This is a genomic window from Bradyrhizobium sp. 41S5 (assembly GCF_011516665.3).
In the GTDB taxonomy this organism is placed as follows: domain Bacteria; phylum Pseudomonadota; class Alphaproteobacteria; order Rhizobiales; family Xanthobacteraceae; genus Bradyrhizobium; species Bradyrhizobium quebecense.
In genome coordinates, this window is the sequence record NZ_CP083721.1 from 2620722 (window position 1) to 2636416 (window position 15695).

At 66.5% G+C, this 15695-nt stretch carries 12 protein-coding genes and 1 pseudogene; all 13 read left to right on the forward strand.

Annotation, left to right across the window (positions count from 1 at the left end; all coding sequences use genetic code 11):
* Positions 1 to 37: 37 nt before the first annotated feature.
* Positions 38 to 1495 carry a UDP-N-acetylmuramoyl-L-alanyl-D-glutamate--2,6-diaminopimelate ligase gene (locus HAP47_RS12340; RefSeq protein WP_173638007.1) on the forward strand — a complete coding sequence of 486 codons (1458 nt, stop codon included), beginning with the start codon at positions 38 to 40 and terminating at the stop codon, positions 1493 to 1495.
* Positions 1492 to 2925: a UDP-N-acetylmuramoylalanyl-D-glutamyl-2,6-diaminopimelate--D-alanyl-D-alanine ligase gene (locus tag HAP47_RS12345; protein WP_173638006.1), complete on the forward strand. Its 1434-nt coding sequence runs from the start codon at positions 1492 to 1494 to the stop codon at positions 2923 to 2925. Before HAP47_RS12340 ends, HAP47_RS12345 begins: the two co-directional genes overlap by 4 nt.
* A 10-nt stretch (positions 2926 to 2935) precedes the next feature.
* Positions 2936 to 4042, forward strand: a complete 1107-nt coding sequence (mraY, locus tag HAP47_RS12350) for a phospho-N-acetylmuramoyl-pentapeptide-transferase (RefSeq protein WP_028332550.1) — start codon at positions 2936 to 2938, stop codon at positions 4040 to 4042.
* Positions 4043 to 4050: 8 nt separating this feature from the next.
* Entirely contained in the window at positions 4051 to 5451 is a 1401-nt protein-coding gene (gene murD / locus HAP47_RS12355) for a UDP-N-acetylmuramoyl-L-alanine--D-glutamate ligase (protein WP_173638005.1), read from the forward strand.
* A 515-nt stretch (positions 5452 to 5966) separates the two neighbouring features.
* Positions 5967 to 7118, forward strand: coding sequence for a putative lipid II flippase FtsW (ftsW, locus tag HAP47_RS12360; RefSeq protein WP_173638004.1), 1152 nt, complete (start codon positions 5967 to 5969; stop codon positions 7116 to 7118).
* A 104-nt stretch (positions 7119 to 7222) separates the two neighbouring features.
* Positions 7223 to 8323: an undecaprenyldiphospho-muramoylpentapeptide beta-N-acetylglucosaminyltransferase gene (murG, locus tag HAP47_RS12365; protein WP_173638003.1), complete on the forward strand. Its 1101-nt coding sequence runs from the start codon at positions 7223 to 7225 to the stop codon at positions 8321 to 8323.
* 37 nt (positions 8324 to 8360) lie between these two features.
* Entirely contained in the window at positions 8361 to 9200 is an 840-nt protein-coding gene (locus tag HAP47_RS12370; RefSeq protein ID WP_173638002.1) for a class I SAM-dependent methyltransferase, read from the forward strand.
* Positions 9201 to 9386: 186 nt separating this feature from the next.
* Positions 9387 to 10790 carry a UDP-N-acetylmuramate--L-alanine ligase gene (gene murC / locus HAP47_RS12375; protein ID WP_173638001.1) on the forward strand — a complete coding sequence of 468 codons (1404 nt, stop codon included), beginning with the start codon at positions 9387 to 9389 and terminating at the stop codon, positions 10788 to 10790.
* Between the two features lie 271 nt (positions 10791 to 11061).
* Positions 11062 to 11979, forward strand: coding sequence for a UDP-N-acetylmuramate dehydrogenase (gene murB / locus HAP47_RS12380; protein WP_173638000.1), 918 nt, complete (start codon positions 11062 to 11064; stop codon positions 11977 to 11979).
* Positions 11979 to 12965 (forward strand): D-alanine--D-alanine ligase family protein, encoded by a 987-nt coding sequence (locus tag HAP47_RS12385; protein WP_173637999.1) that lies wholly within the window; start codon positions 11979 to 11981, stop codon positions 12963 to 12965. The genes murB and HAP47_RS12385 overlap by 1 nt, the downstream gene beginning before the upstream one ends.
* Positions 12966 to 13090: 125 nt before the next feature.
* A pseudogene (locus tag HAP47_RS12390) lies at positions 13091 to 13359 on the forward strand (hypothetical protein); the annotation flags it as partial.
* Positions 13299 to 14306, forward strand: a complete 1008-nt coding sequence (locus HAP47_RS12395) for a cell division protein FtsQ/DivIB (protein ID WP_173637998.1) — start codon at positions 13299 to 13301, stop codon at positions 14304 to 14306. The pseudogene HAP47_RS12390 and the gene HAP47_RS12395, both read left to right, overlap by 61 nt.
* A complete protein-coding gene (gene ftsA, locus HAP47_RS12400; RefSeq protein ID WP_173637997.1) occupies positions 14303 to 15619 on the forward strand; it encodes a cell division protein FtsA in 1317 nt (438 codons plus the stop codon). The genes HAP47_RS12395 and ftsA overlap by 4 nt, the downstream gene beginning before the upstream one ends.
* Positions 15620 to 15695: the final 76 nt, after the last annotated feature.

The window sequence follows — 15695 nt, forward strand, 5'->3', positions numbered from 1 at the left end:
CGCGGCGCCAGAACGGCGCCGGCCAGACTGGAAGATCATGAGACTTCGCGACCTCTTCAGCGCCGATGCCACGATCGATCCGAGTGCCGACGCGATCGTTGTCGGAGGGCTTGCGGTCGACAGCCGTGCGGTGAAGCCGGGCGACCTGTTCTTCGCGCTGGCCGGTAGCAGGACCGACGGCGCACGCTTCGTCGACGCGGCAATTGCCGCGGGCGCGGTCGCGGTCGCCAGCGACCATCTGCCGCAAGGTGACGGCCGCGTCCCGTTCGTGATCACGCCGAATCCGCGCCGCGCGCTGGCGCTCGCCGCCGCCAAATTCTTTCCCCGCCAGCCCGCGACGATCGCGGCGGTGACCGGCACCAGCGGCAAGACCTCGGTCGCGGCATTCACGCGCCAGATCTGGCAGCGGCTCGGTCAATCCTCCGCGAGCATCGGCACCATCGGTCTCGTCTCGGACAAGCGCACCGTCTACGGCTCGTTGACCACGCCCGATCCGATCGCGCTGCATCGCCAGCTCGACGAGATCGCGCGCGACGGCGTCACGCATCTGGCGTTCGAGGCGTCCTCGCACGGCCTCGACCAGTATCGCCTCGACGGCGTGCGCATCGCGGCCGGCGGCTTCACCAACCTGTCGCGCGACCACATGGATTATCATCCCGATGTCGCGCATTACCGGAACGCAAAGCTCCGGCTGTTCCGCGATCTCGTCGCGGCCGGCGGCGCTGCTGTGATCTCGGCCGATCACGACTGCTCGCGAGAGGTGATCGATGCAGCACGGGCGCGCGGCCTGCGCATCATCACGGTCGGCCGCAATGCCGATGCCGGCGATGGCATCAAACTCACCGATGCCGCGATCGAAGGCTTTGCCCAGCAGCTCGCGATCGAGCACCGCGGCCGCAAGTACGCGATCCGGCTGCCGCTGGTCGGCGAATTCCAGATCGAGAACGCGCTGGTCGCGGCGGGCCTTGCGATCGGCACCGGCAGCGCCGCCGATGACGTGTTCGGCACGCTCGAACATCTCGAAGGCGCTAAGGGCCGGCTCGAATTTGTCGGCGAGCACAATGGCGCGCCGATCTTCGTCGACTATGCCCACAAGCCCGATGCGCTCGCCAAGGCGCTGCAGGCGCTGAGGCCCTATGCGAAGCGCAGGCTGGTCGTGATCTTCGGCGCCGGCGGCGATCGCGATGCCGGCAAGCGTCCGATCATGGGCGCGATCGCAGCCGAGAATGCCGACCAGATCATCGTCACCGACGACAATCCGCGCGGCGAGAAGCCCGAGGAGATCCGCGCCGCGATCTTGGCGACGGCAAAGGGCGCGCGCGAGATCGGCGACCGCGCCGCCGCGATCCGCGCCGGGATCGCCGGCCTCGAGCCGGGCGACGCGTTGGTCGTGGCCGGCAAGGGTCATGAGGTTGGGCAGATCGTCGGCAACACGACGCTGCCGTTCAGCGATCATGAGGCGGTCGCGAATGCGTTGGCCGAGGAGGGCGCATGAGCACGATGTTGTGGACCTCGGATGCGATGGCGCAAGCGATGCGCGCCGCCACGCAAGGCGCGCTGCCGGAGGGCGTCACCGGTCTTTCGATCGACAGCCGCACCGTTGCAAAAGGCGAAGCCTACTTTGCGATCAAAGGCGACGTCCATGACGGCCATGCCTTCGTCGCGGCGGGGCTGAAGGCCGGCGCCGGGCTCGCAGTAGTCGAGACTGCGCAACGCCACAAATTTCCCGCCGACGCGCCGCTGCTCGTCGTCGACGACGTGCTCGCCGGCCTCGTCGAGCTCGCGCATGCCTCGCGCGCGCGGCTCAACGCGCAGATCATCGCGGTGACCGGTTCGGTCGGCAAGACTTCGACCAAGGAGGCGCTGCGCCGCGTGCTGTCGGCGCAGGGCGAGACCCATGCCTCGGTCGCATCGTTCAACAATCACTGGGGCGTGCCGCTGTCGCTGGCGCGCTGCCCGGCGAGCGCGCGCTTCGCGGTGTTCGAGATCGGCATGAACCATGCCGGCGAGATCACGCCGCTGGTCAAGATGGTGCGGCCGCATGTTGCCGTCATCACCACGATCGAGCCGGTGCATCTGGAATTCTTCGCGGGTATCGAGGCGATCGCCGACGCCAAGGCGGAGATCTTCGCCGGGCTCGAGCCCAATGGCGCGGTGGTGCTCAACCGCGACAACGGGCAATTCTCGCGGCTGCAAAAGCAGGCGAAGAAGGCCGGCATCTCGCGCATCGTCTCGTTCGGCACCGACAAGCGCGCCGAGGCGCGGCTGATCGACCTCTCGCTGCACGCGACCTGCTCGGCGGTGCATGCCGATATTCTGGACCATGACATCACCTACAAGATCGGCATGCCCGGCCGGCACATGGCGATGAACTCGCTCGCGGTGCTCGCAGGCGCCTCGCTGCTCGGTGCCGATATCGCGCGCGCGGCGCTGTCGCTGTCGCAGCTCGAGGCGCCGACCGGCCGCGGCCTTCGCCGCACCCTCGAGGTCGGCCATGGCGAGGCGACGCTGATCGACGAGAGCTACAACGCCAACCCGGCCTCGATGGGCGCCGCGCTCAACGTGCTCGGCCAGGCCCCGACCGGACCGCATGGCCGCCGCATCGCCGTGCTCGGCGACATGCTCGAGCTCGGGCCGACCGGGCCCGACCTGCACCGCGGCCTCAACGAAGCCGTGACCGCCAACCGCATCGACCTCGTATATTGTTGTGGTCCGCTGATGCGGAATCTGTGGGATGCCCTTTCCACAGGCAAGCGGGGAGGCTATGCCGAGAGTTCGGCGGCGCTCGAAGCGCAGGCGGTCGCTGCGGTCCGTGCCGGTGACGTGATCATGGTGAAGGGCTCGCTGGGATCGAAGATGAAGCTCATTGTCAGCGCCCTGGAAAAACGCTTCCCCGACAAGGCCGCGCACGAAGAAGCGGTATAGGACTTTTTGAATGTTCTACTGGTTGATCGAACTGTCCAACACCGTTCCGGGGTTTGGGGCATTCCGCAGCGCTCTGAACGTGTTCCGCTACATCACCTTCCGCACCGGCGGCGCGATGGTGACCGGCGCGCTGTTCGTATTCCTGTTCGGGCCCTGGATCATCGATCATTTGCGGCTGCGGCAGGGCAAGGGCCAGCCGATCCGCACCGATGGTCCGCAGTCGCATTTGATCTCCAAGAAGGGCACGCCCACCATGGGCGGGCTGATGATCCTGTCGGGGCTCGTGGTGTCGACGCTGCTCTGGGCCAACCCGCTCAACCCCTACGTCTGGATCGTGCTGGCGGTGACGCTCGGCTTCGGCTTCGTCGGCTTCTATGACGATTATCTGAAGGTCACGAAGCAGTCGCACAGCGGCTTCGCCGGCAAGCTGCGGCTCCTGATCGAGGCGGTCATCGGGCTCGCCGCCACCTACGCGCTGGTCCGGCTCGGGCGCGACGTATCTTCGACCTCGCTCGTGATTCCGTTCTTCAAGGACCTCGTGATCAATTTCGGCTGGTTCTTCGTGATCTTCGGCGCCTTCGTGATGGTCGGCGCCGGCAACGCGGTGAATCTCACCGACGGCCTCGACGGTCTTGCCATCGTGCCGGTCATGATCGCGGCAGCGAGCTTCGGCATGATCTCGTATCTCACCGGCAACGCGGTGTTCTCGGACTACCTGCAGATCAATTACGTCGCCGGCACCGGCGAACTGGCGGTGCTATGCGGCGCGGTGCTTGGCGCAGGTCTCGGCTTCCTCTGGTTCAACGCGCCGCCGGCCTCGATCTTCATGGGCGACACCGGCTCGCTTGCGCTCGGCGGCATGCTGGGGGCCACCGCGGTAGCGGTGAAGCATGAGATCGTGCTCGCCGTGATCGGCGGCCTGTTCGTGCTGGAGGCGGTCTCGGTCATCGTGCAGGTCACCTCATTCAAGCTCACGGGAAAACGCGTGTTCCGGATGGCGCCGCTGCACCATCATTTCGAGCAGAAGGGCTGGACCGAGCCGCAGATCGTGATCCGGTTCTGGATCATCTCGGTGATGCTGGCGCTCGCCGGCCTCTCCACCCTCAAGCTGCGCTGAGCGTCGACATGATCCCGGTCACCTCCTTCTCGGGCAAGACGGTCGCGGTGTTCGGGCTCGGCGGCTCCGGGCTCGCGAGCTGCCAGGCGCTGAAGGCCGGTGGCGCCGAGGTGATCGCGGCTGACGACAGTGCCGACAACGTCGCCAGGGCGGCGCAGGCCGGCTTCACCACCGCCGATCTGCGCACCGTATCGTGGGCGAATTTCGCCGCGCTGATCCTCACCCCCGGCGCGCCGCTGACCCACCCGGCGCCGCACTGGAGCGTGCTGAAGGCGCGCGAGGCCGGTGTCGAGGTGATCGGCGACGTCGAGTTGTTCTGCCGCGAGCGGCGCCGTCACGCGCCGAACGCGCCGTTCGTCGCCATCACCGGCACCAACGGCAAGTCGACCACGACCGCGCTGATCGCGCATCTGATGAAGGTCGCCGGCTACGACACCCAGATGGGCGGCAATATCGGCACCGCGATCCTGTCGCTGGAGCCGCCGCGGATCGGCCGCGTCCATGTCATCGAGATGTCGTCCTACCAGATCGACCTGGCGCCATCGCTCGATCCCTCGGTCGGCATCCTGATCAATATCAGCGAGGACCACATCGATCGCCACGGCACGCTGGAGCACTACGCCGCGGTGAAGGAGCGGCTGGTCGCGGGTGTGCAGCAGGACGGCACGGCGATCGTCGGCGTCGACGACGGCTGGTGCCGCGACATCGCCGACCGGCTCGATCGCGCCGGCAAGCGCGTGGTGCGCATCTCGGTGAAGAACCCGCTGCCCGACGGTCTATATGTCGAGCACGAGACCATCGTGCGTGCGTCGGGCGCGGCGCGCAGCGAGATCGCGCGGCTCGGCGGCATCGGTTCGCTGCGTGGCCTGCACAATGCTCAGAACGCCGCCTGCGCCTCGGCCTGTGCGCTGGCGATGGGGATCGCGACCGATGTCTTGCAGAACGCCCTGCGCAGCTTCCCGGGTCTGGCGCACCGCATGGAACAGGTCGGCCGCCGCGGCAACGTGCTGTTCGTCAACGACTCCAAGGGCACCAACGCGGATGCGGCCGCGCATGCGCTGTCGTCGTTCGCCGACATCTACTGGATCGCCGGCGGCAAGCCGAAGGCCGGCGGCATCACGGGCCTGACCGAATACTTCCCGCGCATCCGCAAGGCCTATCTGATCGGCGAGGCGGCGCAGGAGTTCTCCGGCACGCTCGGTGACCGCGTCCCGCACGACATGTCCGGCACGCTCGACGTCGCGATCGCCAGCGCCGCGCGCGATGCCGAGGCGTCGGGACTTAGCGAGGCCGTCGTGCTGCTGTCGCCAGCCTCCGCCTCGTTCGACCAGTACCGCAATTTCGAAATCCGCGGCACCGCCTTCCGCGACATCGTCCAGGCGCTGCCCGGCGTCAAGCCGGTGGTGTAGGGACAATCTCTCCGTCATTCCGGGGCGTGCGAAGCGCGAGCCCGGAATCCATTTCACCGCTTGTCTTGTGGCACGATGGATTCCGGGTTCGACACTGCGCGTCGCCCCGGAAGGACAAGGGGAGAGGCCTGCGCTTCCGCCACTGAATTGCCCGACGTGGCGTCTCTGGAATACTGGATCGCCCGATGCGCGGGCGATGACAGCGCGTGGTGTGAGCCTGAATCGAGAACCATCCTCATCGTCGTCCTGGCGAAAGCCGGGACCCATTACCCCGAATCTCAATTGTTGCGCGACGCCGGGTGCCACGATCCCGTTCACAATCAAAAGCGGTGGCTATGGGTCCCGGCTTTCGCCGGGACGACGATTGTGTGTGAGGCGTCTGCATGCCCGGATGACGACACCGAACGCGCCGCGAGCCCTCAAATGACCTCCCTCAAAAGTTACCCATCCCGTTAACCCCTTGGAAACCATCCTGCGCCACGAATGGACGTTATCTCTGCCATCTGGGGACGCCCATGCTCGCCCGTGACCAACGCACCCCGTTCTCGGACTGGTGGTGGACCGTCGACAAGCTGCTGCTTGTCGCGATCGCCGCGTTGATGCTGGCCGGCGTCATCCTGTCGCTGGCCGCGAGCCCGCCGGTCGCGACCCGGATCGGGCTCGATCCGTTCCACTTCTTCAACCGCCATGTCATGTTCCTGGTGCCGTCGCTGATCGTGCTGATCGGGGTGTCGTTCATGACGCCGCGGCAGATCCGGCGCACCGCGCTGATCGTGTTCGCGGTCTCGATCGTGCTGATCGTGCTGACGCTGCTGATCGGGCCCGAGGTCAAGGGCTCGCGGCGCTGGATCACGCTGCTCGGCGTCAACATCCAGGCCTCCGAAGCCGCCAAGCCCGCCTTCGTGATCGTCGCGGCCTGGCTGTTTGCGGAATCGACCAAGCGGCCGGAGATGCCGGCGACCTCGATGGCGCTGGTGCTGTTGATGATGCTGGTCACGCTTCTGGTGATGGAGCCCGACTTCGGCCAGACCATGCTGATCCTCACGGTGTGGGGCGCGCTGTTCTTCATCGCGGGCATGCGGATGATCTGGGTGTTCGGGCTCGCCGGCGCTGCCGGCGCCGGCCTGTTCGGCGCCTATCTTTTAGTGCCGCACGTCGCGGGCCGCATCAAGCGCTTCATGAATCCTGCTTCCGGCGATACCTTCCAGGTCGACACCGCGATGGAGGCGTTCTGGAACGGCGGCTGGTTCGGGCTCGGGCCGGGCGAGGGCATCGCCAAACGCAGCCTGCCGGACAGCCACACCGACTTCGTGTTCGCGGTCGCGGCCGAAGAGTTCGGCATCATCCTCTGCCTGATGCTGGTCGCGCTGTTCGGCTTCATCGTGATCCGCACGCTGACCCGCGCCTATGCCACCGAGGACATGTTCTCGCGCTTTGCGGCCTCGGGGCTCGCGATCCTGTTCGGCGTGCAGGCAACCATCAACATGGCGGTCAATCTGCAACTGATCCCGGCCAAGGGCATGACGCTGCCGTTCATCTCCTATGGCGGCTCCTCGTTCGTCTCGCTCGCCTATGGGGTCGGCATGATGCTGGCGCTGACGCGGCAGCGGCCGCGCACCGAGATCGAATCGATGGAAGGCGCCAGCGCCCGGCGCGCCTACGCATGAAGCTTCCCGTCGTCATTGCGGGGAGCGCCATGGATTGCTTGCGCCTTCGCCGAGGCTTCGGCGGACAAGTCGCTTCGCTCGCAAGGACGGTATAAATTGTTGCCATGGCTGAGTCCCCTCTGATTCTGCTGGCGGCCGGTGGCACCGGCGGCCATTTGTTCCCGGCCGAAGCGCTCGCCGTGGAACTGATCAGGCGTGGCCTGCGGGTGCGGCTCGCGACTGACGGCCGCGCGTTGCGCTACTCCGGCCTGTTCGGCAGGGAGAGCATCGAGCTCGTGCCGAGCGCGACCGTGCGCAGCCGCAACCCGATCTCGCTGGCGCGGACCGTGCTGATGCTCGGCTACGGCACGCTGGTCGCCGCCAATGTGATGCGTCGGCTTAAGCCGTCGGCCGTCGTCGGCTTCGGCGGTTACCCCACCTTGCCGCCGCTGATCGCGGCGCGGATGCTCGGCGTTCCCGGCATCATCCATGACGCCAACGCGGTGCTCGGTCGCGCCAACCGCTTCCTCTCCGGCCGCGTCAACGCGATCGCGACCTCGCTGCCCGGCGTGCTCGACCGCGATCCCGCGCTCGCCGGCAAGGCGACCACTGTCGGCACACCGATGCGGCCGGCGATCCTCGCGGCGGCAGCGGTGAAATACACCCCGCCCGAGGTGAACGGGCCGCTGCGCCTGCTGGTCGTCGGCGGCAGCCAGGGCGCGCGGGTGATGAGCGACATCGTGCCGCCGGCGATCGAGAAGCTCGAGCCGGCATTATGGAGCCGGCTGATCATCACCCAGCAGGTGCGCGAGGAGGACATGGCGCGGGTGCGGGCGGTCTATGACCGGCTCAAGATCGATGCCGAACTCGCGCCGTTCTTCCCTGACCTGCCGGCGCGGCTGGCCTCGAGCCAGCTCGTGATCTCGCGCTCCGGCGCCGGCACCGTCGCCGAGCTCGCCGCGATCGGGCGGCCCTCGATCCTGGTGCCTCTGCCGGGCGCGATCGATCAGGACCAGTTTGCCAATGCCGGCGTGCTGTCGCAGGCGAACGGCGCGTTGCGCATCACGCAGAGCGACTTCACGCCGGAACGGCTCGCCGCCGAAATCTCGGCCTTCGCGGCGGAGCCCGAGAGACTGACCGCAATGGCGGAAGCCGCGCGCAGTGTCGGGCGGCTCGATGCCGCCGAGCGGCTGGCCGATCTGGTTGCCAAGGTGGCCGGGATTTGATGCGCCAATCCGGCAGGACGCCGGGGGAGACTTGATCATGACGGGTCTTTTGATTCACTCCGTCTCGGAATTCTCGGACCTGATCCTCGAAGCGCTGCGCCTGGCGGACGCGCAAAATATCGTCGAGATCGGTGCGGAGTATGGTGGCATGTCGGCGCTGCTCTCCGATCACTGCCGGGCCCGCGGCGGCCAGCTCACCAGCGTCGATCCGGCGCCGAAGCGCGAATTCCTCGACTGGGTCAACGCCAATCCGGATGTGCGTCACGTGGCGAAGACCAGCCTCGATGCGTTCGGCGAACTTGATGCGGCCGATGCCTGGATCGTCGACGGCGACCACAATTGGTACACCGTGTATCACGAGCTCCGGCAGATCGAAGCGATCAGCCGCCGTGACGGCAAGCCCGTGCTGGTCTTCCTCCACGATGTCGGCTGGCCCTGCGGGCGGCGCGACGCATATTATGCGCCCTCGCAAATTCCCGCCGAGCATCGCCATCCGCATAGTTTCGACGCTGGCGCCACGCTGGATCGCGAAAGTCTGGTGGAAGGTCGTGGATTTCGCGGCATGGGCCAGTTCGCGTTTGCTACTCATGCCGGCGGTGCGCGCAATGGCGTGATGACCGCAATCGATGACTTCCTGGCGGAGGAGCTTGCGCAGGGCAGGGAGCTCGGTTTCGCCGAGATCCCGGCCGTGTTCGGCCTCGGCGTGCTGTTCGACATGAACGCCGCCTGGAGTGCATCGCTGGCCGAGCTGGTGCTGCCCTATCACCAGAACAAGCTGCTGCGTGCGCTCGAGACCAACCGCCTGCGCAATTATCTTCGCGTCATCGAGATGCAGGATGAGTTCGCGGCGCGCGCTGTGCGGTCGGGAGCGGCGTAGCCGCCGGGCCGGGATGGAGATGTCCGTGACGTCAGATCACCAGCACCGGCCGGTAGCTGACAACAGCGACATTTCCACGGCTGCGGGGTGGAAAAAGCCCTTGTCACGCATGGGAAAAGCGGGGCATCCAGTACTCAGCGCGACCGAGGTGAGGCGCGCACCGACGATGATATCAGGAACCGGATCATGAGACTGCCGCGCGAGATCGGACCCATTCACTTCGTCGGGATCGGCGGCATCGGCATGAGCGGTATCGCCGAGGTGCTGATCAATCTCGGCTACACGGTGCAGGGCTCCGATGCGTCTGATAATTACAACCTCGACCGGCTGCGCAAGAAGGGCGCCAAGATCTCGGTCGGCCACACCGCCGAGAATGTCGATGGCGCCGATGTCGTCGTGGTCTCGACTGCGATCAAGCGCGACAATCCCGAGCTGATGGCGGCGCGCGCGCGGCGCATTCCGGTAGTGCGGCGCGCCGAAATGCTGGCGGAATTGATGCGGCTGAAGAGCTGCGTCGCGATCGCCGGCACCCATGGCAAGACCACTACGACCACGATGGTGGCGACGTTGCTCGACGCCGGCGGGCTCGATCCGACCGTGATCAATGGCGGCATCATCAATGCCTATGGCTCCAATGCGCGGCTCGGGGCCGGCGACTGGATGGTGGTCGAGGCCGACGAGAGCGACGGCACCTTCCTGAAGCTGCCGTCCGATGTCGTCATCGTCACCAACATCGATCCCGAGCATCTCGATCACTTCAAGACCTTCGAGGCGATCCAGGACGCATTCCGCAATTTCGTCGAGAACGTTCCGTTCTACGGCTTTGCCGTGATGTGCACCGATCATCCGGTGGTGCAAACCCTCGTCGGCAAGATCGAGGACCGCCGCATCATCACTTACGGCCAGAATCCGCAGGCCGACGCGCAGCTGCTGGAGCTGACGCCGATGGGCGGCGGCTCGAAATTCAAGGTCGCGATCCGTGATCGCAAGTCGGGCGCGACGCACGAGATCGCTGACATCATGCTGCCGATGCCGGGGCGCCACAACGCGTCGAACGCGACGGCGGCGATCGCGGTCGCGCATCAGCTCGGCGTGTCCGACGACGTGATCCGCCAAGCCATGGCCGGCTTCGGCGGCGTCAAGCGGCGCTTCACCAAGACCGGCGAGACGAACGGCATCACCGTGATCGACGATTACGGCCATCATCCGGTCGAGATCGCGGCCGTGCTGAAGGCGGCGCGGGAATCCACCAACGGCAAGATCGTCGCCGTGGTGCAGCCGCACCGCTACACCCGCCTGCAATCGCTGTTTGAGGAATTCTGCACCTGCTTCAACGATGCCGACGCGGTCGTGGTCGCGGAGGTCTATCCGGCCGGCGAGACGCCGATCGCAGGCATTGACCGCGATCATTTCGCCGCCGGCCTGCGCGCCCACGGCCATCGCAACGTCGTTCCGCTGCCGAACGCCGGCGAGCTCGCGAAGATCGTTCACGGCATTGCCAAGTCCGGCGACCTCGTCGTCTGCCTCGGCGCCGGCAACATCACGCAATGGGCCTACGCACTGCCCGGCGAATTGAAGGCGCTGGGGTGATGATGTTCGTTGCTGATCACGAGCACCGCCCGTGCGGCTCACCCCTCTCCCTAACCCTTCCCCGCAAGGGGGGAGAGAACCCTTCCGCCGGTGCCTGCCTGACTCGTGCAACGGGTGAGAGTGCGGCCCTGACGTTAGGTGAGGTGAGCACGCTCATCCGGCTCCCTCCCCCCTTGCGGGGGAGGCTTGGGGAGAGGGGTAAGCCCCAGACGCTGACGCCAGATGCAATGCAACGCGATCTCAATCGAGCTCGTGAGCCGGTTGTCGCAGCATGACCTTCCCGGACATCACGCCCGACCTGAAAGCCGCGATGCCGGAGCTGCGCGGGCGGCTGCTGGCGAACCAGCGGCTTGCCGAGCTGACCTGGTTTCGCGTTGGCGGCCCGGCGCAGGTGCTGTTCACGCCGGCCGATGAGGACGATCTCGCTTATTTCCTGAAACGGTTGCCGCAGGAATTGCCGGTCTATGTCGTCGGCGTCGGCTCCAATCTGATCGTGCGCGACGGCGGCATCCCGGGTGTCGTGATCCGGCTGGCGCCGCGCGCGTTCGGCGAGACCAGCGCGGCCGGGGATGTCGTCACCGCCGGCGCCGCGGCGCTCGACAAGCGCGTCGCCGAGACGGCGGCAGCGGCAAACATCGGCGGCATGGAATTCTTCTTCGGTATTCCCGGCACGGTCGGCGGCGCACTGCGCATGAACGCCGGCGCCAATGGCGGCGAGACCAAGGACGCGCTGGTGGAGGCCACCGGCATCGGCCGCGACGGCACGAAGCATACCTACAGCAATGCCGACATGAAGTTCGTCTATCGCAACTCTGGCGTCGATCCGTCGATCGTCTTCACCTCGGCGCGCTTTCGCGGCAGGATCACCGATGCGGACGCGATCCGCGCCCGCATGAACGAGGTGCAGGCCCATCGCGAGACCGCGCAGCCGATCCGCGAGAAGACCGGCGGCTCGACCTTCAAGAATCCGCCCGGCAACAGCGCCTGGAAGCTGATCGACGCCGCCGGTTGTCGTGGCCTCAAGGTCGGTGGCGCGCAGGTGTCGGAGATGCACTGCAATTTCCTGATCAACACCGGCAGCGCCACCGGGCATGACATCGAGACGCTCGGCGAGACGGTGCGTGAACGGGTCAAGCAGACCAGCGGAATTGAGCTGCACTGGGAAATCAAGCGGATCGGGAAAAGCTGATGCAGGTGACCATTCTGTTCGGCGGCACCAACAAGGAACGGCTGGTCTCGGTGGCGAGCGCGCAGGCACTGCACCGCGCACTGCCCGACGCTGACCTCTGGTTCTGGGACGTTGACGACACCGTGCATGCGGTGACGTCCGAGCAGCTGCTCGGCCACACGCGACCCTTCGAGATCGACTTCAAACCCGATGGTCGGGGCATCGCGCTCGACCGGGCACTCGACCAAGCAAGCGCCGAGCGGCGCGTGCTGGTGCTCGGCCTGCACGGTGGCCGTGCCGAGAACGGCGAATTGCAGGCGATGTGCGAGATGCGTGGCGTCGCGTTCACCGGCTCCGGCTCGGCGTCGTCGCATTTGGCGTTCGACAAGCCATCGGCGAAGCGCTTCGCCGCGATCGCAGGCCTCAACGCGCCGCAGGGCATATCGGTCGCACAGCTCGATGAGGCGTTCGCCCAGCACGGCAGGCTGATCGCAAAGCCCGCCAAGGACGGATCGAGCTACGGGCTGATCTTCGTCAACGCGAAACAGGACCTCGTCGCGGTCCGCAATGCCGCGAGGCATGAGGATTATCTGATCGAGCCGTTCGTGTCGGGCGTGGAGGCGACCTGCGGCGTGCTCGAGCAATCCGACGGCATGGTGTTCGCGCTGCCGCCGATCGAGATCGTGCCGGCGGAGGGGGGCTTCGACTACACGGCCAAATACCTCCTGAAGTCGACCCAGGAGATCTGCCCCGGCCGCTTCGCGCCCGAGGTCAGCGCCGCGATCATGGACCATGCGTTGCGGGCGCATCGTGTATTGTCCTGCTCCGGCTACTCGCGCAGCGATTTCATCGTGTCGGCCAATGGCCCGGTCTACCTCGAGACCAACACGCTGCCCGGGCTCACCGCGGCATCACTGTACCCTAAGGCCTTGAAAGCACAGGGCATCGCCTTTGCCGACTTCCTTCGTGACCAGATCGAGCTCAGCCGCCGCCGCGCCAGGAGTTAAGGCCAACCGGGCGGGAACCCGCCCGACTCGGCCGGATGGAACCCGGGCGCTGTTGCTAAAATGCTAACGGGTTCGCGGCAAAGTATTCAGAGCGTTGATCAAAATACACTCCAGGCTGAACTCCTTTACCATTTGTTTACCAGGAAGCCCGAAGGTTAACGCTGGCGGCGCATGTAGCGCTTGGCTGCCGGGGCGTGAGCTGTCGCGGATTACCGCTTCGAGGATCGCAACCAGGGAACAGGGGGCCTCTCTAATCCCACCGGTCTAGCCGAGACGTGATTTGTGCCGGGACCCCGCAGGGTTTGCGGGCGCAACATGTGACGAGCTCGTGCAATGGATGGTGCAGGACGCCTCACCCGATCGCTGCGATCGCTGGGGCCTCAAGCTGACCTGAGAGCAGCCGCTATTGGAGCGGCAGTGCTGCTGCGCGAGTATGTCGGCGCCCATCTCGCGCGTCGCCGCCGACGTCCCGCCAAGCGGCCGCAGGTGATCGATCGCGAGCCGCCGAACCGCTACATCCTGCTGGTCGAACGCTATCTGCCGCGCCGTATCGGCCTGGTCGCGACGCTCGCGATCCTGTTCGGCAGCCTGGGCTTCGGCATCGTCAGGGGCGGCCATCTCGAGGAGTTCACCACCGCGCTCAGCGACACCCGCAACGCGCTGGCCAATTCCGCGGGCTTCCGCATCACCACCGTCGGCATCAACGGCCGCAAGCAGCTGAGCCAGGACGAGGTGCTTGCGATCGGCGGCGTCAACGGCCGCTCCTCGCTGCTGTTCCTCGACGCCGACACCGTGCGCGCCAAGCTGAAGGCCAATCCCTGGATCGCCGACGCCACGATCCTCAAGCTCTATCCGGGCCGGCTGCAGATCGACATCGTCGAGCGCACCGCCTTCGCGCTGTGGCAGCAGGATGGCCGCCTGTCGGTGATCGCCTCCGACGGCGCGGTGCTCGAGCCCTATGTCTCGCGCCGCTTCCTCAATCTGCCGCTGGTGGTGGGCAAGGGCGCGGACACTCGCGCCCAGGACTTCCTGGCGCTGCTCGACCGTTATCCGCAGGTGCGTTCGGTGACCAAGGCCGCGATCTTTGTCGGCGAGCGGCGCTGGAACCTGCGCCTCAAGGACGGCCTCGACGTCCGCCTGCCGGAGAACGACGTCGGCAACGCGCTGGCCGCGCTCTCCAAGCTCGACAAGGACGAGAAGCTGTTCTCGCGCGACATTGTCGCCGTCGACATGCGCCTGCCGGATCGGCTGATCGTGCAATTGTCCGAGGAAGCCGGCAAGGCGCGCGACGAACTGTTCAAGGACAAGAAGTCCAAGAAGAAGGCCGGGGACGCTGCATGACCGGCCTCGATCGCAATTTGACCCCGAAGACGCGCCCGATGCAGAAGCGCACCGCGATGGTGGCTTCGCTCGACGTCGGCTCCAGCAAGATCGCCTGCATGATCGCGCGGCTCAGGCCGTCGCCGCCGAACGAGGCGCTGCGCGGCCGCACCCATGCGGTCGAATTGATCGGCTACAGCCAGATCCAGTCGCGCGGCGTCAAGGCCGGCTCCGTCGTCGATCTCGCCGAATGCGAGAAGGCGGTCCGCCATGCCGTGGCGCTGGCCGAGCGCATGGCCAAGGTCCGTGTCGAATCCGTCCTGCTGTCGGTCTCCGGCGGCAGGCTGCATGGCCAACTGGTTGAGGCCGCGGCCGATATCCACGGCGGCTCGGTGACTGCGGACGATATCAGCCGCGTCACCTCGGCCGGCATGCGCCACGCCGCCGGCGCCGGCCGCACCGTGCTGCACGCGCTGCCGGTCGGCTACGCGCTCGATGGCGTCAAGGGCATCCGCGATCCCAGAGGCATGGTGGCGCGCCAGTTCGGCGTCGACATGAATGTCGTGACGTCGGACGCGACGGTCGCCAAGAACCTGATGCTGGTGGTCGAGCGCTGCCATCTCAACGTCGAAGCGATGGCGTCGAGCCCCTATGTCGCGGGCCTGTCGGTGCTGACCGATGACGAGGCCGATCTCGGCGCCGCCGTCGTCGAGATGGGCGCGGGCTCGACGACGATCGCGACTTACTCCGGCGGTCGCCTCGTGCACGCATCCGGATTTGCGCTCGGCGGGCAACACATCACGATGGATCTTGCGCGCGGCATCGGCGCGTGCATTGCGGATGCCGAGCGAATCAAGACTTTATACGGCACGGTGCTGACCGGTGGTTCGGACTCGCGCGAGCTGATGTCCGTTCCCACTGCAGGCGATGATCGGGAGACTCCGCAAATCGTGTCCCGCGCCACGATCGCCAACATTGTCCGGCATCGCGCCGAGGAGATTTTCGAAATGGTCCGTGACCGGCTCGCGGATTCTCCCTTTGCGGCAGAGACGAGGGCGCGCGTCGTGCTGAGCGGCGGCGCGTCGCAGCTCACCGGCACCGTCGAGCTCGCCACCCGTATCCTGAACCGTCAGGTCCGCATCGGCCGCCCGCTCGGCTTCGGCCGGCTGCCGAATGAGGCGAAGGGCGCGTCGTTCTCGGTGCCGACGGGCCTCTTGGTCTATCCGCAATACGCACATCTTGAACATGTCGAACCGCGGCGTACGCGGCAGCTCAGGACAGGGACAGACGGTTACTTCGGAAAGGTCGGACGATGGCTTCGCGAGGGCTTCTGATGACCAAACCCCGGCTCATTGCATTTTCACCAGCTCCTGCGGCCAGCGGCCGGGACGAACCAACGCGCGCATAATC